Source organism: Microcystis panniformis FACHB-1757 (assembly GCF_001264245.1).
Classification (GTDB): Bacteria; Cyanobacteriota; Cyanobacteriia; order Cyanobacteriales; family Microcystaceae; genus Microcystis; species Microcystis panniformis.
In genome coordinates this window covers 3,989,921-4,010,865 of record NZ_CP011339.1, presented here as the reverse complement: position 1 = coordinate 4,010,865, position 20,945 = coordinate 3,989,921, and the positions used below count along the sequence as shown (strand labels likewise).

The window sequence follows — 20,945 nt, the reverse complement described above, 5'->3', positions numbered from 1 at the left end:
CTAGTTTTCTAGAAATCTCGGCCAGAGGCGAAAAAATCAGCGACAATGATATAAATGGAGTTATCAACACAAGTAAAGCGATTATGACTGTAGCCACGACGAACGCCCGAGATATTTTCCGCTCCGCCTACGAAAACCGTTACACTTGGGATGAAGGATTCCCCGGTTACACTGCTGATATTATCCTCACCCAAGGAGAGGAAGTCCATACAGGCAAAATTCAAGTTAATGCCGATTATAGTGTGGAAGTAACGGGCATTGATGACGAGAAAGTGCAAGAAAGTATCTATAATCAAATGCGCGACATCGTTACTCACCGCAAAAGAGGCAATTTTGATGCCTCCCACGGCAAAAACCAGTTTAATTTCGGGCAAGATGATCCCACCGGTGCGGTAGAAATTCTTGTCACCGGCGATGCGATGGGGTCTAATTATAAAGTGCGCGGCCAGGAAATCTGTCAAGTCAGTCGAGTCATGGGACCGATGGCTTTTACTATTAATACCGAGGAAAGTCTCGATACGGGAGAAGGTTATATTTCTATTCGCTATAATGCCATTTTCCGCAATGCTAAAACCGATGAATTAAAGGGAAAACGTGACTTTAAGGAAACCTACGAAAAAATCGGTAATTATTATTTACCCTCCTGTCAAGTGATTAACGCAATCGACGCGGGGGGCGAAAAATCCACCACAGAATTTACTTTTATCAATCTACAGCTTTTAGAATCTTAAGGGTTATCCCCGCCCAAAAAGCGTTAGGATTGAAGTAACTAAGTAGGTGGGTGTTAAAAATTGTCGGATCCCCCCGCCTATCGGCACCCCCCTTATCAAGGGGGGCAGGGGGGATCAAACCCCCCTTATCAAGGGTAGATCCCCCGCCTATCGGCGCCCCCCTTATTAAGGGTAGATCCCCCCGCCTATCGGCACCCCCCTTATCAAGGGTAGATCCCCCCGCCTATCGGCACCCCCTTAATAAGGGGGGGATTAAGGGGGGATCCCCCCTTATCAAGGGTAGATCCCCCCGCCTATCGGCACCCCCCTTATCAAGGGGGGCAGGGGGGATCAAAGACAAGATCTATCTTCAATTTAATTGAAACCACTTACTTACACTGTAATAAATCTCTGACCAGAAGCTGATTATGTCTTTAACACTGACTCCTGATAACGTCGAACAAGTTTTAGATGAAATGCGCCCCTACCTGATGGCGGATGGTGGTAACGTGGAATTAGTCGAAATCGACGGGCCAGTCGTCAAACTGCGTCTTCAAGGCGCTTGCGGTTCCTGTCCCAGTTCCACCATGACCCTAAAAATGGGCATCGAACGCCGTCTCCGGGAAATGATTCCAGACATTGCCGAAGTTGAACAAGCTTTCTAAATCTTGGGTTAATTAATTCTCACTAGCGCCCGATTGTTAATTTAATTAGCGATCGGGCATAATATTAATTATATATTTTTTTCTAAGTGGCTAGGTGTTAAAAACTTTCAGAAACCACCCTTATTAAGGGTAGATCCCCCGCCTACCGGCACCCCCCTTATCAAGGGGGGCAGGGGGATCGAACCCCCCTTATCAAGGGTAGATCCCCCGCCTACCGGCACCCCCCTTATCAAGGGGGGCAGGGGGGATCAAACCCAAAATCTATCTTCAATTTAATTATAACCAGCTACTTACAAGATTGATAAAATTACAGAATTAATTAAGGTAAAAAGTATCTTTTTTAGCCGATTAAACGGTCAATTAAGCATTAAGATATACTTGACAATTTTTATTAAAACTCAAAAATTATGACGGAAAATATCCCCACCATTGTGGTCATGCACGGCGACCAAACTGGAGAAGAACTATTACTAGAAGCCCTGAGACTATTACAACCCTCGATAATTCGTCAACCCCTTAACTTTGCCGATTTTGATCTTAGTTTAGCCCAGCGTCGCCAGAGTAACAATCAAGTGGTTCACGAGGCCGCTGAAGCGACTCTAAAAACCGGATTAGCCCTGAAAGCTGCTACTATCACCCCAGAAATCAAAGGAGATGTGGGCAGTCCCAACGCTATTTTAAGAGAAGCAATGAATTCTCAGGTAATTCTCCGCATCGGTCGCCGTATCCCCGGTATTCGTCCGATTGGGGGCGTTTATTCTCCCATTGCCATTGTCCGCATGGCCGTTGACGATGCCTACGGGGCCAAAGAATGGCGAGAAACCACTGCCACCGGCGATGAAATTGCCTATCGCACCTCGCGCATTTCTAGGGCTACCAGTCGCGCTGTGGCCGAGTTTACCTTTCAACAGGCCAAAAAAACCGGGGCGCGGGTATTTGGCGGCCCAAAATTCACCGTTAGTGCCACCTACGAAGGGATGTTTAAAGAGGAATTAGACGCGGCGGCCCAAAGACATCCGGAAGTGCGTTATCAACCCCTGTTAATTGATGCAACTTTTGCCCTACTTTTACAAACCGACGGCGAAGCTTTGGTGATTCCAGCACTTAATCGCGATGGCGATTTATTATCTGATTTTGTCTTGCAACTCTATGGCAGTATTGCCGGGGCCGAAAGTTTAGTTTTGGGATTTGATGAGGAGACCTTAGCGGTTAAAACCATTATGGCAGAAGCTCCCCACGGCACGGCCCCGGCTTTAGAGGGCAAAAATATCGCTAATCCCATGGCGATGATTTTAGCCTCGGCAGCTTTGTTAGGTTATATCGAAACTAGCGAAGCGCGCAAAGCTTCTCGGGCAATTTATGAAAGTGTCTTTGAAACTATTCACGAGGGCAAAAAAACCCCCGATTTAGGGGGCCAAATGACCATGAGTGAGTTTACCGATGAGGTGATTCGTCGTGTGGTCAGTAAGTTAGAAGTTTGGTCTGCTTTGGGGTAAACGAACTCATCTGATTGCTCTCTTAAAGGAGTTTGAAGAAAAGCTAATCCAAAAAAATAAGAATTGTTGCAAAGGCCTTGCTTTTGTTGGTTTTGCGGAGAGATAATAGCTACCTTTGAAGTGTATAGTAGAGTCCCTTTGCAGGATTAGGATAAGGACAATGACATTACAAACTTTGACAAAAACTCTGACTATTGCTCTGATTGGTGTAGGAGCTGCCTTGACCTTACAATCACCGAGCCAAGCTCAAGCCAGATTCGAGTGTCTTTTACCAGTGACAGGCCCCCATGTGGGAGTTCCCACAACCTATGTCAAAGTCGGCTCTAATGAACGCAAACCTGTGATTCGTTGGGTTTCTGGTTATTCTAGCGGTTCCGGTTACACTCCCCGGCAACGGTGTCTAGAAGTAACTAAACGATTCAATACCCTTGACGCTCGACCTAGAGGAATTGATATTATTACCACTGGCTATCTCAATGGTCTGCCGGTCATCTATTCCCCTAGTCATGGACGAGAACGGGCAAATAGCAGTAACCTATTATTTACCCTCAAGAAAGGGGAAGACGCAACCGAGAAAATCCAACAGCTATTCGACCTCCGGGAGACAGGCGCCATCGAGCCTTTGTTTGAAAGCTCATCGGATTCTGTCATTGTCTATTTCAATAAATTCCTAGAAAATGCTCCCGTGGAAACAAATCCTGCCACCGGTTCGTCCCCCTCTCCACTGCCGGAGACTTCTCCCGAACAACCCCCCCAAAAACCATCAGGCGGTTCTGTTTGGTAAACTTTTCTAGTTCTATAGATAAGGTAGGTTGGGTTGACGCAAGGAAACCCAACGCCCGCTGTTTGGTAAACTTTTCTAGTTCTATAGATAGGAGCATAGTAATCAAGTGAGTCGGCCTATAAAAAGAATTTTGGCTGGTGCGGGCAGTTTATTATTGGGACTGTCCACACCTTTGCTTGCTGTCCAAAGCTATGCTCCTGCTCTGGAACCTAACCAGGCCAATGCCCATAGCTCTCAGCAACTTTCAGAACAACAGCTGCGTCAGTTAGCCAGAGCAATTACCGTTAAGGTGTTATCAGGGCAAGGCTGGGGTTCGGGCATTTTAGTTGAAAAGCAGGGTGGTTCCTACAAAGTCCTCACGAATGACCATGTTTTAGGGCGGTATCGCTATCGGGGTTGGCAAATACAAACCCCTGACGGCAAGATACATCGGGGTGAGTTGGTCAGAACAGTTCGCTTGAATGATTATGATTTAGGCTTAGTTTCTTTTCGCAGTAGCCAAGTTTATTCTATTGCTGATTTGGCTAATGTCGATGATCTCGCTATCGGAGATGAAGTTTTCGCCGCTGGCTTTCCCTTCGATGGCGATCGCCCGACAGAACAAGGATTTACCTTCACCGTGGGTAAACTGTCGCTTTTCAGTGATAAATCCTTTTCGGGAGGCTACCAAATCGGCTACACCAATAAGATTAAAAATGGCATGAGTGGCGGACCGCTGCTGAATCGGCAAGGTAAAGTTATTGGTATTAACGGCATTCATGCTTATCCTCTCTGGGGTAAATCCTACGTTTTTGCTGATGGAACAGTGACTTCACCAGCACTGTGGGAACAAATGAGTCGATTAAGTTGGGCGATTCCTATCGGGACTTTTTTGCAATCGGGGTCATCTTCTCCATCTGCTTCCAGTCGGCAACGGCCCGCAGTTTCACCCCCATCGGTTCCCACCCATAGAGAACCAACTTTCTCGGAAGATTTTCCTTCTCCACCCTCGTCAACCCCAAGAGAAAAGAATCCCGCTCCCACACCACTCTGGTAAATTCCACTCAACTGTATTTTTAAACCAGAATGAGCAACAATTTCTTGAAAATTTCCGCCGCCCTAGTTGGTCTAGCGGTGTTTGTGGTTTCTCCTCAGATTGCTAAGGCATCAACAACTGAGCAGATAGAAAAAATTGCTGAAAAGATTACCGTTTTAATCCCCTCAGAAGAAGAGGGGGCGAATGGGAAAATTACTGCTAATGGCTCTGGATCGATTATTGCCAAAGAAGGAAAAGTTTATACTGTTCTTACTGCTAGTCATGTAATCTGTAAAGATGCTAGAGATGCCTGCAAGTTCTATTACGATCAACTAAAAATTATTACCTGGGATGGCAAGCAATATCCGCTCGATTACAATAGCATCAAAAAATTACCCGGAGTAGATCTAGCTCTCGTACAGTTTCAGAGCGACCAAAATTATCAATTAGCGACCTTGGCTAACTATCAAGTAGCTGACGAACAATTTATTTTTGCTTCTGGATGGCCGGACCCGAAATTTATCGGCCAGCGGAAACGATTGTTCAATGTGGGGAAAGTGCTACCCAAGGCCATTACACCCTTGCTGAAAATATTTCCCCCAGAGTTGGGGTATGAGATAGTTTATACCAGTGTCACCTATGGGGGCATGAGTGGCGGTCCAGTGTTGGATCTCAATGGACGAGTCATTGCGGTTCACGGACAAAATGAAGCCGAAAAAATCGAAAAGGTTCCCGTGCCAATTGGCTTTAGTCTCGCTATTCCCATCACTACTTTTTTGAAATTAGCACCCCGGTCTGGCATTCAAGGGCAGATAAATGTCGAAAATTCGCCTCCCAATGCCTTATCTTTGCAAGAAATTGGGGATGAATTATACAAGGCTTTTCAAGTTCCCAATAATAACGATACTAATCCCCTAAACTGGCTCAATCAAGGCAATACAATGTGGCGGTTAGGACAATTATCCCTCGCCTATGCCGCCTATGAAAAAGCCTTGCAACTCGATGCTCAACTCTATCAAGCTTGGTATGGGAAAGGTCTGGTCTTGACCTACTGGAAACGCTCCCAAGAGGCGCTGGCCGCCTACGAACAAGCTCTCAAAATTAATCCTAAGTCCGATACCGCCAAAAAACTGCGAGACAAGCTCCAAGAATCTTTAGGGGGAGGAAATACCCCTTCTCTAACCCCCTCACAGCCAACCACCGCGCCCACCGTGGAGCCTTCACCACAGCCCTCTAATCCAAGGAGACTATGGTGAAGTCAGTCCCGATGAAAAAATTTTCACCCCCACAGATGAAAGAGGTTTCCTTCCCTACACCCCACACCCCACACCCCACACCCTCTTTCAAGTCAGTAGGGAAAATGCGGTTAGCTAATAGTGGGTTGCACCAATTTAGCTAAGAATGCTTGAATTGCTCGTAGTTCTGCGGGAGGATTGCGGAGAAACTCTTCGTTACTGGCTAAAATCATCGCATTATAGGCCCGCACCGCCGCCAGCAATTTAGCTGGAACTACCTTCTTATCTTTGAGCAGTCTCTCTAAGCTGGCCAATAAGTCTTCAATAACATTTAAAGGCGCTGCGCCGGGGGCTGAGTAAAGAGCAGCAATGACAGCATTGATATTATTACCCGCCTGTGCATCCCCTGTTAAGATGCTCAGTAGCGATTGCTGAACGGCTGCGGGAATCGGGGTACCCGTGGGGGAGGTTAAATTATTACTGGCTAAAAGAGTATTCAGAGAAGCAGCCGCCTGATTAACAGCGATTTGAGCCGGTTCTCCCCCCTGAAATCCCGTTACCGTCGTGGTGCTGGGGAAAGTTTGACCGGCAAAATCACCGGTGGAAAGAATTGGGCCAGTGGCATCGGATTGGTTGCCGGTTTGCGCCATAACGGGAGAGACTAGGGCATTGGTCAGCAAAACCGCCGCCACTAGGGAAACTTGCCAATTAGTCAACCATTTCATCAACATGGTCTTTATCCTCATTCAAAAAGCTAAATTAATAGTGTAAAAACTGACTAACGGGGGAAAAAGTAATTGTAGCCGATACTCATGACGAAGCGAGCGCCGTCCCCAGCATTGCCCGTTAAATCAGCACCGGCAAGGTTAACCGTCAAGGGGACTTTCGGGAAAGGAATCAGGGAAATACCTGCGTTTAAATCTTGACCCGACCATTCGACAATGGCCGAGACCGGTTCAACAATTCGTAAACCCGCACTAGCAAAGACACCGAGGGAATTTACCCCATCTTCGATGGCTCCTTCCGAGCGAAAACGACCACCACCAACACCCAAAGAGAGCGTCAATTGACTAAAGGGTTCTGCCGTTGTTTCTGTGAACTGAAAAAATTTGCTCACCACCCCGTAGATACTGCTACCGGCATCTGTCCCACCCCAGTTAATAGCATTTTCAAATCCTAGGGCCACAGCAAAACCTTCTGGCAGAGAACGGTGAATTTTAAAGCTAAAACTGCCCCGTCCAGCGTTATCACCAAAAAGGCTCAAAATCGCCAGAGTTACATCTAAACCGACAATTTTCTGGCGTTCTCCTAAACCGACTCCTAGGGCTAACCCGCCATCTGCTTGATTGGTAAAACGGGTTCTCGACTGGAAAGCGAAACCACCGAAAATCTGCCCAAAATTGGCTCCAAAACCGATGGGAGTAGAGATACTGCCACTAGGGGCAACCACAAATTCTGCCAGTTTCACAGAAAGGGTTTTCGGTTCCTCAATCAGAAACTCTTGACGTAAACGCTGTAATTCGGGGGAAACATTGGTATCAACGGGGGTGGATGCTTGCGCTTGCCATTTTTCGACTTCTGGAGCGTTATTATTCCCTGCCGGTAAAAGCTGACTCGCTTGCATTGTCCCTAGATTCGCCTTCCATTCTTCTAGGGTTGAAATTGTCCTGGTCTTTTCTGTTGCTAAAGTATCGCGGGAAGATTTCTCTGACTTATTTTCTAAGGATGAGGGCAGATTACTATTGGCTAATCCCTCGGTTGTCGAGAAGGAATTGGCGGTCAGAATTCTGTCTGTCCTCTCTAATTCCACGGGGGAATTAATGATAATTTTTTCCCGGGATACCCGAATAGAAGCATCCTCAATGTCTAAGGGAGAAGGAAGGGCCTTCACCCCATCGCAAAGTATGGCTGTACCCACACAGGAGGCAATGAAAATTCCTCCGGAAAATATGTGTCTCATCTGGCTGTTTCTTTTGGCTTTTTTTAACAACACTTCCAGCTTTCCTCACAGACGAAGTTAATTTGTAAAGATTGTAACTGATTTATTTTTAGATAGCAAGTTATTAAAGTTGTCCGTTATCAATCATGGAATCCCCTAGATTTATTCTTAGATAAGTAGGGAGGCACAATTATTTGTAGGATGGGTTAGCGGTAGCGTAACATGAGCGGGCGTTGGGTTTCATGCTTCAACCCAACCTACGTTCTGATTTATTCTTAGATAGCAAATTATTAAACTTGTCCGTTATCAATCATGGAATCCCCTAGGGCACCTAAATGAAGTTTAAAATATTTAAGTACCTAGGCAAAATTATTTACACATGACGATCATTGCCCCGTAAGGGTTTTAGCTCGATCGGGCAGGTAATTAATTTTGCATGACTACTTATGACTTGTATTCTTGGCTTTGCTGGATGCGCTGCGTCTCTGTTCAGAAATCAAATAGGCGGATTATATTGCTAGAACTAAAAAAAGCGGGTTGAACCCCGCTTTTAATCAACAACTAAGCTAACTTAAAGGCATCTCGCCAACACCAGCGCAACAGGGTGAAAGCTATTAAACCCTTAACCACTTCTAGACACCAGTAACCAATCTGCAAAGACATCATTTCTCCCGACATTCCCGACGCGGCAACGGGAGCCAGTAAACCCATAGCACTCAGATTGGGAGTGAGAAAATAGGTGTAAATTAGGGTGATTACTAAGAGAACACCAGCGAATAGAAGCGATCGATGTTCGGGGAGATGGATTAAGGTATGATAGCGGTGGAAGACAACAAAGCTACACAGCACAATCGCCGCACAAACTAATTCCAGATGGTTAAAAATGCCAAATAGCAAGTAACCAGCACTGGCAAAGCCATTTTGTGTCATCATGCCAGCTACGGATAAGCTGGGGAGAATGATTAAATCGATGACGAAACTGGCACTTAACCAGAAACCGAGAACAACCATCGCTAAGGTTGTCCAATTAAACCAAGACCAATAACGCTCAACAAAAGTTTTCATTAGGCTTGCTCCTCCTTGCCTTTATAATTTAATTGTAAAGAGCGTTCGCCAAAATTATGGCCAGTTTTTTGGTAATTCTTAGCAATTCTTATCAATTCTGAGGAGAGCAACCAAACAATACCGCTCTTAAGTAGGTGGGTGGAATTAAATATAAGATGAACGTAGGTTGGGTTGAAGCATGAAACCCAACGCCCCGATGGGTTACGCTACCGCTAACCCATCCTACAAATAATTGTGCCTCCCTACTTATCTCTAGATTTGGCTACCCGCTCGGGGCGGAATTGTAAAGATTTATCAACAAGTGTTTATAAAAACCTTTAAATATTGACCAAGCTAACGATTCTAGACTTACCCTAAAACAATAACTGACTATCTACGGGTTTACTGTTATGGATAAGGATTTTCGTAACTATCGCATGGTTTGCACCCTCACCTTCGGAGATATTTACGGACAAATAATCGTCTGGTTAATCGTTATTTTTCTTACTCTGGCTTCCACTCTAGCTCTTTGGAGTAGCACTAGACAAATTTTCGCCCTCGCTACCGTGGGGTTAGTCGTCGTCCTCTCTTTGCCTTTTTTACTCTTTGCTTTCGTTACTACCCTCCTTAATCATATTGAATTCGTTCCCATCGAAACGGAAACCAACATTCGTCGTGGTCCTGTACCCGGAGTTAGCGGCAGCCGTGTACCCGCAGCTGGCTAAATCCGACCAAATCCCCAATAAATAATCTGGAGACGTTGTCAGCAACGTCTCCAGCAGTTTTTACCCTTGTTTGCGTCGGGGTTTCTCGTTCTTAATTTTTGTAAATTTTTGTAAATTTAACTTGTTTTAAAACACTTTGTCTGGTAAAGATTATCCAGAGAAAAATAGATGAAGGAGAGAAATTGTCAAGAGAATAATCTTGTTTGCTGCCTGATCCCGGTCAATGATAAATTTTTAAATACCTAGTCTTTTACATTTTCCCAACTCTCGGAGTGATCCCCGATGTTAAAAAATCTCTTTGGTGGCAAAAAATCTGACTTTTACCTAGAACTAAAAGAAACCGATGGTGAACAACAAGCAACAGCAACCACGGCTGTAGTCGCACCTGTGGTGGAAGCGCCCGCACCTGTTGTGGAATCTGCTGCTGCCCCTGTAGCCGAGAAAAAAGCCCAAAAAACTTCTATTAAGAAAGAAAAGCAAGTAAAAGAAACTCCAGCTGCTCCTGTGAGCGCACCGGCACCCGTAGCCGCTACTAACGGTAAAGTAGAGCCGCAAGAAGTAGAATTTGCGACAAAATACTTGATTACTCCTAGTATGTCTCGCCGTCGCCCTGGTCCGAGCTTGAATGGTTTCAAAGACATGGCACGCAAGGCGAAACTACCTGCTAACCGCGGCTAAATCCCCCGGATTGCTTTCTCAACAAAAAAAAAGGAGAGCTTTCTTTGACTCTCCTTTTTCATCAGGGTGCATCTACTAACTCAAGTGTAGCAGCGAGTTTTTTTAAGGTTGGTTATTTAGGTTACTCCCCAGAGTATTTTGGGGATAATTATTACCTGTCTTCTTGGGTAAGTTTTAAAACCTAGAACTAGGTTGACTGGTGGACAGGTGCAAAATCAGCATTCATAAGTAGGGAGGCACAATTATTTGTAGGATGGGTTAGCGGTAGCGTAAACTATGCGGGCGTTGGGTTTCATGCTTCAACCCAACCTACGTTCTGGTGGACAGGTGCAAAATCAGTCTTCATATCTTGATTCAGCAACGCCATTAGGGGTTAACTTTCGCCGCTCGGATTAGCCAACCGATTACCCCACCCGTAACACCACTGAGGATCGAACTGAGCCAAGCCGTGATCACCACTACTCCGATCTGTTTCCAGTTTTTCAATTCTCCGACTTTTTCGGCGAGATCGGTGGTTTTTCCCGCCGCGTTCTCTATAACTTTAACTCGATCGCTTAAACCCTCTATCTTCGCGTCTAGGGTTCGGATATCGCCTTTAATTTCCGACTGCCCTAACTCTAAATTCTTCTGTCCGTTTTCTATGGTGGTTAGTCGGTTTTCCATCGTGGTTAGTCGGTTTTCGATCGCTTTTTGTCCGTTGGCAATGCCGATAATTAAATCCTCCAATCTTTTTAAATCTTTTTCAGTGGCGGCTGTCATCAGTTAAACTCCTCTTAGTTGAATTTTTCTTGCCCCGATTCGATACTTTATTGATTGCGGATAACTTTCTCATCGGAAATTTTGGGTCTGAAACCCCGCCGTTCTAGGTTGGCTTTACGTTAGAATTAAAAGGCCAGTCTCGAAAACCAAGTGGACGGCGCAGCACCTTGAAAACTCGGCTTAGGGGGTTCCGACCAGAAAAGCTTGGCCGGGTAAAAAGTCGCGCGCAACAAGTACAAGAAGCTATAGGCGGTCAACGTACCGTGGGACACACGGAATCGGGCTTCTGAAATGGGGCGAAAGTCTGTGGACTCTGTGTAAGACAGTACATGGTTTTTTAACTGTGGTATGCGACGGTGGTGGAAGCAGAAACTTAAATCGTGAGGTTTAGGAATCGCCGCACTTTTAGGGCGGCGAGGATGTCAATATCAACTTCCCTCCCAGATTTTTAAATAGGCATTTTCCATATTTTCAGCGAATTTTTTCCCTTGCCAGAGGGGGGCTGTGTCACGATTTCCTAACAGTTGATGGCTGATGTCTTGACGAAGGGAGCGCTCGAGTCCTAATTTTACTCCCCAGTCGATATATTCTGCCTCATTCCAGCCAATTCCGGCTTCAATACCGGCATTAATCATAAAAGTATAACTATTGCGGGCGGAAAATTGTTCTCCTACTAATGTAACTAAAGGGATTCCTTGCCATAAAACTTCTAAGGTGGTGGTAGCACCATTGTAGGGATAGGTATCTAACACCACATCAGCAATCTGTAAATTAGCGCGATGGGTATATTCATCTATATCTCTCGGTAAAAACCGCAATCTTTGGGGATTAACTCCCTCCAGAATCGCTATTTCAGTAAATAATTCTTGAATTTTTTCAGTCTTACCGACTCCCTTAATCAGAAAATAACTATTAGGGACTTGTGCGAGAATTTTCATCTGAAGTTTAATAGTATCAGGATGACGTTTCATGCCACTTTGTACGGAAAAATAGATGGTAGCATCGGGGGGAATTTCTAAATCTTCTCGACGTAGATTAGGAGTACCGATTTCAAAACCATCCACTGCTAAATATGTCTCTGGTAAACGATAGATTTTTTCTCGATAATATTCCTCCGCTTGCTGGGGTAAAACGTAGGGATCGGCGATATAATAATCAATAGTTGCTAATCCAGAAGCATCCCAACCTAACCAAGTCACTTGTTTTGCTGCGGGTTTCAGTGCCATGATCTGATTGGTAATATTATGGGTTAAACTGTCTAAATCTACTAGAATATCTATCTGATCCTGTTGAATTTGTTGGGCAACTTCTAGGGGATTTTCAGCGTAGGGAAAATGACGGATAATATCTCGGCTATCCCGGAACCATTGACGGGTAATTTCATCTTCTTCTTGGTTAATAGTATAGATGGCTATTTGCAATTTTTCTCGATCGTGATGGTGAATTAACCAACGACTTAACCAACCGACAGAATGATGTTTAAAGGTACTGGCAAGATAACCAATAGTTAGTTTTTCTGAAGCTTTTTCGTTTGTAATTAAAGGAGTTTTAAAACTATTATTATCAAGAAAAATTTCGGCGATGCGATTAGTTAATTGTCGATTGGCTAAGGCTCGATCTCCTAGGTAGGGTAGGGGACTAGAAACATTGAGAAAGCTAGTTTTAATAATCGGTTCTAAAGTGATATTTTTCTGACGGGTTAATTCCTGTAATAAATCATGATATTCTTGATAAATATGATCAATTTCTTGCCAAACTCCCCAGCGCAAAAGTATTAACAAAATTAGATAATTACTGTATAACTTTAGGGTTGGGGTTAGACAAATTTCTCGCAATTGATAGGCAGTTATTAAAGAATTATCAAAGTCTTCTGCTAAAATATAGAGGTTAACCAATTGTTCCAAAAGACTCAGATCATTTGGTCTTAATTGCAGACAAAGTTTAATAATTTCCACTCCAAAAGTGGGACTTTGTTGCTCGTTGGTGACTCGTGCTGCTATCTGAAAAGCTTGCGGGATAAAACTATCGGCTAATTCCTCCAGATAGGGTAAACTTACTTGAGCTAAATCTAAAGTTAATTCGTGGGGATATAAAAGACTTTTGAGAACTACATTTAAAAGCAATTCTCGATCGGGATTATATCTGAGATTGTCTTGAATAGGATAATTAAGTAGTTCTTCTGGATCGAATATTTCTAAATCTAAAGCTAAGTCGAATAAAGCTAATAAATTATTAATTGACTTGGGAATAATTTCCTGTAGATGATAGCGAAAATATTCTACAGCTGCCAGATCACCTTTTGTTTGTTGTCGTCGCGCTTCTGCGTCTAAAACCGCTTCTAATTCTGCTTGCCATTGCTTAACTTGTTCTGGATTGCCTTCGCTTAAAATACTTTGCCACATTACCTGCGCTTCTGCTTCTAAATTTTGCAGAAGATAGGCAACTCCCAAGTACCAATAGTCAGAAATATTTTCGGAATTGTTATCGATTATTTCCTCGTAGATTGCCGCAACTTGAGGATAATCTTCGGCAATTAAAGCTTGATAAGCGTCAGGATGCCACATAAATCAGTTATCAGTTTTTTGAGATAATATTTTCAGAAAATCTTGATGTTCTTGACTGGCTAAACCTTGCTGTAAAACTGTCAAAACCTGTCCCAAGTTACCCGCTAATAAAGCATTAACATCTAACCAAAGACTGGGGAAAACCTGCGAGTAAATTATCCCTCGACTATCGGGTTCAAGTTTAATATATTCTCCAGCATTTAATCGGAACCAATCTAATTGACGTTCATAAACTCGCCAAACAAGATATTCTTGCACTTGATTACGACGATAAACTCGCCATTTATTGTGGAGATCATAGGAAGCAGTAGAAGCGGCAATTTCTACGATTAATTCCGGCGCACCTTCGATATAATCATCGTCACTAATAGTTGATTGTCCAGCAATTTTAATTCTTAGTAAAGCATCTGGTTGTACTTCATTATCTGCGTCCAGACGCACTGTAGTATTATCCGCAGACATTACCCCAATTGTGGCAGCTTTATAGACCCCTAACCAAGTTAAAATATCAGAATGAGGTTCTCCATGACTCTGCACTCGTACAGGAGAAGACATATAAACTATTCCTTCAATTAATTCGGCTTTTTTTATTTCAGAAAGGTTCTGATAACGACGCTCAAATTCCTGGCGACTTAGTTGATCACCATTTTCTAAAGGAGGGGTTTTAGGGAGGGAATAAATAGGTTCAGAAGTGATCATTTTATTTGCCCCGAACAACAGTAGATTTATCCCCGTAGGGTGTGTTAACGTATTGTAACACACCTTGAAAATATTTAATCTTAGTGCATTACTTACAAAAAAATTAAGTGAGGGATGATAGGATTTATTTAATTACTTGATAATTTGTCAAGTATTGGGTAGTTATAATCTTGCATCACTGATTGACAAATTTGATTAATTGTCTCGACATCTTGTTCATTTAAACCTTTTAAGCTATTGGTTTTTGTAGGATTGATCGGTCGATCAGTTCTTGTCCCACCGGCTAAAGATTTACTAGGATTTACCTCATGAAAATTAAGCAAATTATCATGCCACTCAATCTCTAGAAAGTTAACTATATCTTCTAAAGTTTCCCGAGGATTGGTTATTAAATTTTCATAGGACAACTTAAAAACACTAAAGCCACTATCTTCCATAAACTTAGGATAGCTATTTTTATAAGACCAGTAAATTGCTCCTAATTCAATTGTTGATAGTTTATCGAGATCGTACTGTCCTAAAGTTTCAGGATAAAACGGTTTGAGGCGCTCAATTTCTGTTTTGGCACATCTTTCAATCCAATTAGTTCGTGAACGAGAATTAACCAGATCAAGCATTGAGGCAATTGCGCTATAGGGATTTCTCACAGGCCAAACTATTTTTGCTTTAGGATAAAACTTTTTCAAAAAGTCTAGTTTATTAGAATGCTCCAACATTTTCAAGCAAAGGTACTCTTTCTTTAACTTAGCTAACATCAATCGTTGAGCTGAGGGAAAAGGATAGGGACTGGGAAATTCTGATTCATCTATACTGTGAATCTGGGGATGAGCGTTGAGAATAGATAGTAGTAAAGTTGTTCCACTTCTTTGACAGCCAAAAATAAAAAACAGGTTGTCAGAAAATCTTGGAGCAAACGTTCTTAAAGTGACTAAGTTTCTGAGATGATACTTGATTTCCTCATTCATATTTTTATCCTGTTTCTACATCAGCCTTCTTATCCTACGACAAACTGATGCATTAGGACAATAGAAAGATAATTTTTGTTGCCAAAAAATCAGTGATTGCCTAACGCATCTGACCCCCATTAAACCACTTTAGCGATAGCTGCTTCTAGCTTATCCATAGCCTCATCTACTTCTGTTTCCGAGACAATTAAAGGAGGTACAAAACGGAGGACTTTCGGACCTGCGGGAGCAATTAATAAACCCTCGGCCAAGGCTGCATTAACAATAGTAGATGAAACCAACTCACTTTCTGAATTAATTTCCAGACCATTAATTAAACCCCAACCGCGCACATCGACAAATAGATGGGGATATTGAGAAGCAATCACCCGTAAACGGCTGCGTAATTGTTCCCCTCGCTGCTGGACATTTTCGAGAATGTGATCCCGTTCAATGGTTTGTAATACTGTTAAAGCTGAGGCACAAGCGAACGGATTACCCCCAAAGGTACTCGCATGACTACCCGGTTCAAACACATCACAGAATTTTCTGCACATCATCGCACCGATGGGAATACCCCCGCTAAACCCTTAGCAGATGTGAAGATATCTGGTTCCACTCCTAAATTCTCATAACCCAGAGTTTACCAGTTCTTCCGACTCCCACCTGTACTTCATCAAAGACAAGCAAAATGTTATTTTCGTCGCAAATTTGCCGTAAACGTTGGAAATATTCGATATCTCCCGGACGAACTCCCCCTTCACCCTGCAAGGGTTCCAACATAATCGCAGCCACCCGACGATTACCCTCATCGAGATCAGCGATCGCATTTTCCACCGCTTCGATATCATTATAGGGAATATAGGCAAACCCCGGCATCAGGGGTTCAAAGTCTTTTTGGTACTTCGGTTGACCGGTTGCGGTGATGGTAGCTAAAGTCCGACCGTGAAAACTAGCGTGAGCGGTTAAAATAACCGGCTGTTCGAGGAAATCTAGCACCGTATGGGCATATTTTCGTACTAATTTAATCGCCGCTTCGTTCGCTTCCGCACCAGAATTACAGAAAAAGACTTTATCAGCGCAGGAATGATCGACAATCCATTTAGCTAGTTCCCCTTGTTCGGGAATATAGTATAAATTCGAGACATGATGGAGTTTTTGGATTTGCTGGCTAACCACTTCAATTAAAGCGGGGTGTGCGTGACCGAGGGTACAGGTGGCAATTCCCGCAACAAAATCAAGGTATTGTTTACTGGAAGTATCCCAGAGAAGACAGCCTAACCCTTTGGCGATCGCAATGGGAAAACGACCATAAGTATTCATCACATAGCTGTTAAAACTATCTCGATCGAAGGGTTGATTCGGGTTTAAATTGGGAGTGGGATCAACTAGGGTTGGTTCTAAAAGGGTTTCTGGACTCACTGGGGAACTCCTGCGCGATTAGACATAGGGGAAATTATAATCAAATCCGTCTGAGAAGGACGGGTTATTTAGATTAAAAACTGATTTCATTGTAATTTACTAGACAGTCTTAGGGGTGAATTTTGCTTGTCTATCAGTGAAGATAAATATCGTCGTCTGCGTCAGGAATTAATCGGGGGAATTTTTGCCCTGATCGTGGTGTTTTTGCTCGGTACGCTTTGGTATCATCTGATCGAGGGTTGGAGTTTGCTAGATTCGGCCTATATGACGATTAGTACCCTCGCTACCGTCGGTTTTGGCGAAATTAATCCCCTAGGTGAACGGGGACGACTGTTTACAATGGTTTTGATCGTGATGGGAGTAATCACGATCGGTTATATTGTTAATCGCTTGACCGAAGCTTTAATTCAAGGCTATTTTCAAGAGGGACTCAAACAGAGACAGGAGAAACGCGTGATCGATCGACTATCAGAACACTATATCATCTGTGGTTTGGGTCGCACAGGCAGACAGGTAGCGATCGAATTTTACGCGGAAAATATTCCTTTTGTAGTTATTGATACAGACCCCCTACAGGTAAATCGGGCCAAAGAATTAAATTATATTGTTGTTCAAGGAGATGCCACCTTAGATAAATCTTTACAAATGGCAGGAATTGAACGCGCTATTTGTATTGTGGCCGCTTTAACTTCCGATGCGGAGAATTTATATACAGTGTTGTCTGCTAAAACTCTTAATCCGAAAATCCGCGCCATTGCTAGGGCCAGTACCGAGGAAGCAGTACAAAAATTACAACGGGCCGGGGCCGATGCGGTAGTATCTCCCTATATTACCGGCGGTAGAAGATTAGCGGCCGCAGCCCTACGACCCCAGGTGATGGATTTTGTCGATGGTATTTTAACCGGAACCGATCGATCGTTTTATATGGAAGAATTTTTAATCGATCCGAGGACTTGTCCCTGTGTGGGTTTAAGTCTTAGTCAAGCACATTTAAGATCTCGATCGGGGGCGTTAGTTTTGGCTATACGTCGCGCTGATGGTACGCTAATCGGGGGACCGACTGGCGATACGGAATTAATGGCCGGAGATCTGTTAATTTGTATGGGAACGGCCGAACAATTACGCAGTTTAACTCAGATTTTAATCCCCATGCGATCGGATGGTTTACGTTTACCGAAGCATTAGTTAGGGTTTGCGCCAAAAAGTTTGTAGGATGGGTTAGTGGTAGGGTAACATGAGCGGGTGTTGGGTTTCATGCTTCAACCCAACCTACGTTCTCTAGAAGACTTATCACCAACTTTCTTGAGCTTTCTCTTCCATTTTATCTAGACAAAATATAATAAATATTAGTGACGGCATGACCAGAAATATATCCTTGAGTTTTACCTGTTTTAACTGTATTTAATGCTTGTACAGATGCTGGAAAATGTGGTTCACGCTTACCCAAAACATCTAGCAATACATCACTGTCGAATAAGACTCGTTTCACCGATACTTCTCCACTAAATAATCAATATACGATTCTTTTGGGTCTTCTGGTTCTAAATCGACAACCCCCACTAAGTCTCTTGTCCAAGGATCAAGATCGCTTAAATCATCTGTTAGGGAATGAGAAGTAGTTTCTGAGGATACATTCTGACGAAAAACACGCCCATATTCTAATGCTTTCTCAAAATCCTCCTGATCAGAAATTGATCCAGAAAGATTATCTAACCAGTTTTCAGACGAAGATTTTTCAGTTTCCAAATCGACCAAACCTGTTAAATTTTGTGTAGAGGCATCAATATCATTGAAATTATCTGCTAGGGAATGAGAAGTAGTTTCTGAGGATACATTCTTAGGATTAAATCGCTCTTGAATTCTGAAAATTATTAAACTACTATAAGCTCTCAATTGGGTGACTAAAGATTTGTCAGTATCTTGGAAATATTCGGTTATAGTACGATTAGAAATTGAGAGAGTATTTTTAGCTCCCTGGTAAATTTGCTCTAGTTCTGAATCGGCAAACATATCAATAAACACATCTATCGTTTCCGAGAGAAGGTGTAAACCTTCCACCACTCTGATTAAATCGGCTTTTTCCTCACCAGTCTTTCCCTCATTGATCTGAGCAAGGCCGATAAATAATTTAGCATAGGCAGTTACTCTATCGGTAAATTCATTGATAATCTCAATCAAATTTATTGCCGAACCCTCATTCTTATATTGTTCCCATACCTGAAACCATAGTTGATTAATTCGCCCAAATATATCGGCTCTTGCTTGATAAGTTTTAGAGTGATCCTTAACTTGCTCAACTAAAATTTTAGTTTCTTGTAAGTACCTAGGCAAAATTATTTACACATGACGATCATTGCCCCGTAAGGGTTTTAGCTCGATCGGGCAGGTAATTAATTTTGCATGACTACTTAGTAAATTATCCAGGATGATTCGATCAGAATCGGTGACAATCTGATTGAGTTTATCTGTAATATCTTGCAGATTTTCTAACAAAAATTGTCCTAAATTTTCCCGTTCGACCAAAGTTTGCAGACTATTCATCGTACTTACCTCTCCTAAGACTGACGATCAAACAGAAATGAGTAGCCAAAATCATCAGCCCTAAACGTCCATTGTAACAATTTTGGGGTCTAAATCCTGTTTAAAAGGTATAGGAGAGGGGGAATTATAAATTATGAAGTGGGGAAGTGGGGAAGTGGGGAAGTGGGGAAGTGGGAAGAATAAATAAAAATAATCTCCTGTCTCCTGTCTCCTGTCTCCTGTCTCCTGTCTCCTGACTCGGAGACTACTGACTCCGTACTCCTCAATCTAGCGTCTGTGAGGAATTGAGAAATTGGGGATGAGATGTTAGTACAATCGGGGAATAGTAAAAGAAAAAACCCCTATTGCTCATGAGTCAAAATCCCAATTCTTCCTCGCGACCACTGCAGCCGCTGCCGGTTCCCTCCATGCCGATACCTCCCTCAGAGTTAATCACGGAAATCAGCATGGGGATAACTGAAGAAATGACGCAACAAGTGGCGACACCGACCAAAAACGTGCCGAATATGCCGCAAAATGGTCAAATTTCCGCCCCACGTCCTCCCCAAAATCGCGCTCCCAGTCAGGCTGCTTCTCCCCAAACGCCACCCCGGCCGGGTCGCGCTCCCAATCAACCCACCTTAGAACATTTGCTCCGGATGGCCTTTGATCGGGGTTATTCGGACGTTCACCTAGGAGTTGGAGAAAAACCCCGGATGCGGGATCGTGGTGAAATGATTATTCTCAACTATCCTGAAATTGACATCAACACTTTTTATAGTTGGTTACGGGAAATCCTAGGGGAAGAAGAAATCCTTCGCTTTAAAAAAGACCTAGAATTTGACGGTGCAACTCAGTACGAATTCGCTAGGGTGCGGATTAATATCTTTGAAAGTCTGCGCGGTCCTGGGATGGTTTTGCGTCTAATTCCCATGAAAATCCTCACTATAGAACAATTGGGCTTACCGGCTGTGTTACGGAATGTGTGCGATGTGCAGAAGGGATTGATTTTAATCACCGGTCCGACGGGTTCAGGGAAAACCACCACCCTCGCAGCCATGATCGATTACATCAATAAAGAACACGCCAAACATATTATCACCATCGAAGACCCGATCGAATTTGTCCATCAAAGTCGTCGCAGTTTGATCAAACAACGGGAAGTGGGAATACACACCCATGAGTTCGATAATGCCCTAAAAGCCTCTTTGCGGGAAGACCCAGATATTATTCTGGTGGGGGAGATGCGGGACAAATCCACCGTTAATACGGCCCTGAAAGCTGCCCAAACCGGTCACTTAGTCATGGGAACCCTGCACACCAACAGTGCCGTTAAAACTCTGGAGCGGATTTTAACTCTTTATACCGCCGAGGAACGGGAATCGATGCAAGTGGCGATCGCAGAATCCCTGGTTTGTATTATTTCCCAGGGTTTATGTCGTACCACCGACAGTAAACGGACCGCTTTTCACGATATTCTCGTCAACACAGAAACCGTCAAAGATTACATTTGCAGCGGCAAAAATGACGAAATTCTCGAATTAATGAAAGATGGCGAATACCATGGCATGATTACCACTAATCAATCTCTGTTTAACCTCTATCAAGAGGGACGGATTAGCGATGAGGTCGCCCTGGAAATGTCCCCGGTTCCCAATGAAATGGCGATGATGTTGCGGGGTAGAATCTAGAAAAACCCTGAAGGAAATCCTTGAGGGGTCAAGAGTTGAGTAGTCTAGAAAAATA

At 43.4% G+C, this 20,945-nt stretch carries 20 protein-coding genes and 1 pseudogene; 10 read left to right on the top strand and 11 right to left on the bottom strand.

Annotation, left to right across the window (positions count from 1 at the left end; all coding sequences use genetic code 11):
* Positions 1–83 precede the first annotated feature (83 nt).
* The 6 genes from VL20_RS19225 (at position 84) to VL20_RS19195 (ending at position 5,926) form a co-directional block, all read left to right on the top strand.
* A complete protein-coding gene (locus tag VL20_RS19225; protein ID WP_004268696.1) occupies positions 84–731 on the top strand; it encodes a DUF3386 domain-containing protein in 648 nt (215 codons plus the stop codon).
* A gap of 407 nt (positions 732–1,138) precedes the next feature.
* Positions 1,139–1,375, top strand: coding sequence for a NifU family protein (locus VL20_RS19215; RefSeq protein WP_052277479.1), 237 nt, complete (start codon positions 1,139–1,141; stop codon positions 1,373–1,375).
* Between the two features lie 407 nt (positions 1,376–1,782).
* Positions 1,783–2,871, top strand: a complete 1,089-nt coding sequence (locus VL20_RS19210) for an isocitrate/isopropylmalate family dehydrogenase (protein WP_052277478.1) — start codon at positions 1,783–1,785, stop codon at positions 2,869–2,871.
* A gap of 160 nt (positions 2,872–3,031) precedes the next feature.
* Positions 3,032–3,655: a COP23 domain-containing protein gene (locus VL20_RS19205; RefSeq protein WP_052277477.1), complete on the top strand. Its 624-nt coding sequence runs from the start codon at positions 3,032–3,034 to the stop codon at positions 3,653–3,655.
* 106 nt (positions 3,656–3,761) lie between these two features.
* Positions 3,762–4,691, top strand: coding sequence for a S1 family peptidase (locus VL20_RS19200; protein WP_052277476.1), 930 nt, complete (start codon positions 3,762–3,764; stop codon positions 4,689–4,691).
* Between the two features lie 29 nt (positions 4,692–4,720).
* Positions 4,721–5,926, top strand: coding sequence for a tetratricopeptide repeat-containing S1 family peptidase (locus VL20_RS19195; RefSeq protein ID WP_052277475.1), 1,206 nt, complete (start codon positions 4,721–4,723; stop codon positions 5,924–5,926).
* A 110-nt stretch (positions 5,927–6,036) separates the two neighbouring features.
* Here the strand turns inward: VL20_RS19195 and VL20_RS19190 are convergent, their stop codons facing one another.
* The 3 genes from VL20_RS19190 to VL20_RS19180 form a co-directional block, all read right to left on the bottom strand.
* Positions 6,037–6,636 carry a hypothetical protein gene (locus VL20_RS19190; RefSeq protein ID WP_052277474.1) on the bottom strand — a complete coding sequence of 200 codons (600 nt, stop codon included), beginning with the start codon at positions 6,634–6,636 and terminating at the stop codon, positions 6,037–6,039.
* A 47-nt stretch (positions 6,637–6,683) separates the two neighbouring features.
* Positions 6,684–7,898 carry a hypothetical protein gene (locus VL20_RS19185; RefSeq protein WP_052277473.1) on the bottom strand — a complete coding sequence of 405 codons (1,215 nt, stop codon included), beginning with the start codon at positions 7,896–7,898 and terminating at the stop codon, positions 6,684–6,686.
* A 507-nt stretch (positions 7,899–8,405) separates the two neighbouring features.
* Complete coding sequence (locus tag VL20_RS19180; protein WP_002758944.1) at positions 8,406–8,909, bottom strand: hypothetical protein; 504 nt, start codon at positions 8,907–8,909, stop codon at positions 8,406–8,408.
* Positions 8,910–9,298: 389 nt separating this feature from the next.
* Between VL20_RS19180 and VL20_RS19175 the strand changes: the two genes are divergently transcribed.
* Positions 9,299–9,613, top strand: a complete 315-nt coding sequence (locus VL20_RS19175) for a hypothetical protein (RefSeq protein ID WP_002758945.1) — start codon at positions 9,299–9,301, stop codon at positions 9,611–9,613.
* A 282-nt stretch (positions 9,614–9,895) separates the two neighbouring features.
* Entirely contained in the window at positions 9,896–10,291 is a 396-nt protein-coding gene (locus tag VL20_RS19170; protein WP_052277472.1) for a hypothetical protein, read from the top strand.
* A gap of 366 nt (positions 10,292–10,657) precedes the next feature.
* Here the strand turns inward: VL20_RS19170 and VL20_RS19165 are convergent, their stop codons facing one another.
* The 5 genes and pseudogenes from VL20_RS19165 to VL20_RS19145 all read right to left on the bottom strand — a co-directional run bounded on the left by VL20_RS19165 (position 10,658) and on the right by VL20_RS19145 (position 16,679).
* Positions 10,658–11,050 (bottom strand): hypothetical protein, encoded by a 393-nt coding sequence (locus tag VL20_RS19165; RefSeq protein ID WP_052277471.1) that lies wholly within the window; start codon positions 11,048–11,050, stop codon positions 10,658–10,660.
* Positions 11,051–11,478: 428 nt separating this feature from the next.
* Complete coding sequence (locus VL20_RS19160) at positions 11,479–13,614, bottom strand: O-linked N-acetylglucosamine transferase, SPINDLY family protein (protein WP_052277470.1); 2,136 nt, start codon at positions 13,612–13,614, stop codon at positions 11,479–11,481.
* Between the two features lie 3 nt (positions 13,615–13,617).
* Positions 13,618–14,313, bottom strand: coding sequence for a Uma2 family endonuclease (locus VL20_RS19155; RefSeq protein WP_052277469.1), 696 nt, complete (start codon positions 14,311–14,313; stop codon positions 13,618–13,620).
* Positions 14,314–14,441: 128 nt separating this feature from the next.
* A complete protein-coding gene (locus VL20_RS19150; protein WP_052277468.1) occupies positions 14,442–15,278 on the bottom strand; it encodes a sulfotransferase family protein in 837 nt (278 codons plus the stop codon).
* Positions 15,279–15,397: 119 nt separating this feature from the next.
* Positions 15,398–16,679, bottom strand: a pseudogene (locus VL20_RS19145) (aspartate aminotransferase family protein).
* 126 nt (positions 16,680–16,805) lie between these two features.
* Between VL20_RS19145 and VL20_RS19140 the strand changes: the two are divergent.
* The gene (locus VL20_RS19140; RefSeq protein WP_052277467.1) at positions 16,806–17,864 is read left to right on the top strand and encodes a potassium channel family protein; all 1,059 of its coding nucleotides are present in this window, start codon (positions 16,806–16,808) and stop codon (positions 17,862–17,864) included.
* 136 nt (positions 17,865–18,000) lie between these two features.
* Here the strand turns inward: VL20_RS19140 and VL20_RS29500 are convergent, their stop codons facing one another.
* From VL20_RS29500 to VL20_RS33030, 3 genes are read right to left on the bottom strand one after another with little or no spacing between them, the layout of a single operon-like run.
* A complete protein-coding gene (locus VL20_RS29500) occupies positions 18,001–18,168 on the bottom strand; it encodes a PIN domain-containing protein (protein ID WP_249264917.1) in 168 nt (55 codons plus the stop codon).
* Positions 18,165–19,010 carry a hypothetical protein gene (locus tag VL20_RS19135; protein WP_260441206.1) on the bottom strand — a complete coding sequence of 282 codons (846 nt, stop codon included), beginning with the start codon at positions 19,008–19,010 and terminating at the stop codon, positions 18,165–18,167. The genes VL20_RS29500 and VL20_RS19135 overlap by 4 nt, the downstream gene beginning before the upstream one ends.
* A gap of 6 nt (positions 19,011–19,016) precedes the next feature.
* A complete protein-coding gene (locus tag VL20_RS33030; protein WP_260441205.1) occupies positions 19,017–19,220 on the bottom strand; it encodes a hypothetical protein in 204 nt (67 codons plus the stop codon).
* A 350-nt stretch (positions 19,221–19,570) separates the two neighbouring features.
* On the opposite strand from VL20_RS33030, the gene VL20_RS19130 reads away from it, so the two are divergent.
* Entirely contained in the window at positions 19,571–20,890 is a 1,320-nt protein-coding gene (locus VL20_RS19130; RefSeq protein ID WP_052277466.1) for a type IV pilus twitching motility protein PilT, read from the top strand.
* Positions 20,891–20,945: the final 55 nt, after the last annotated feature.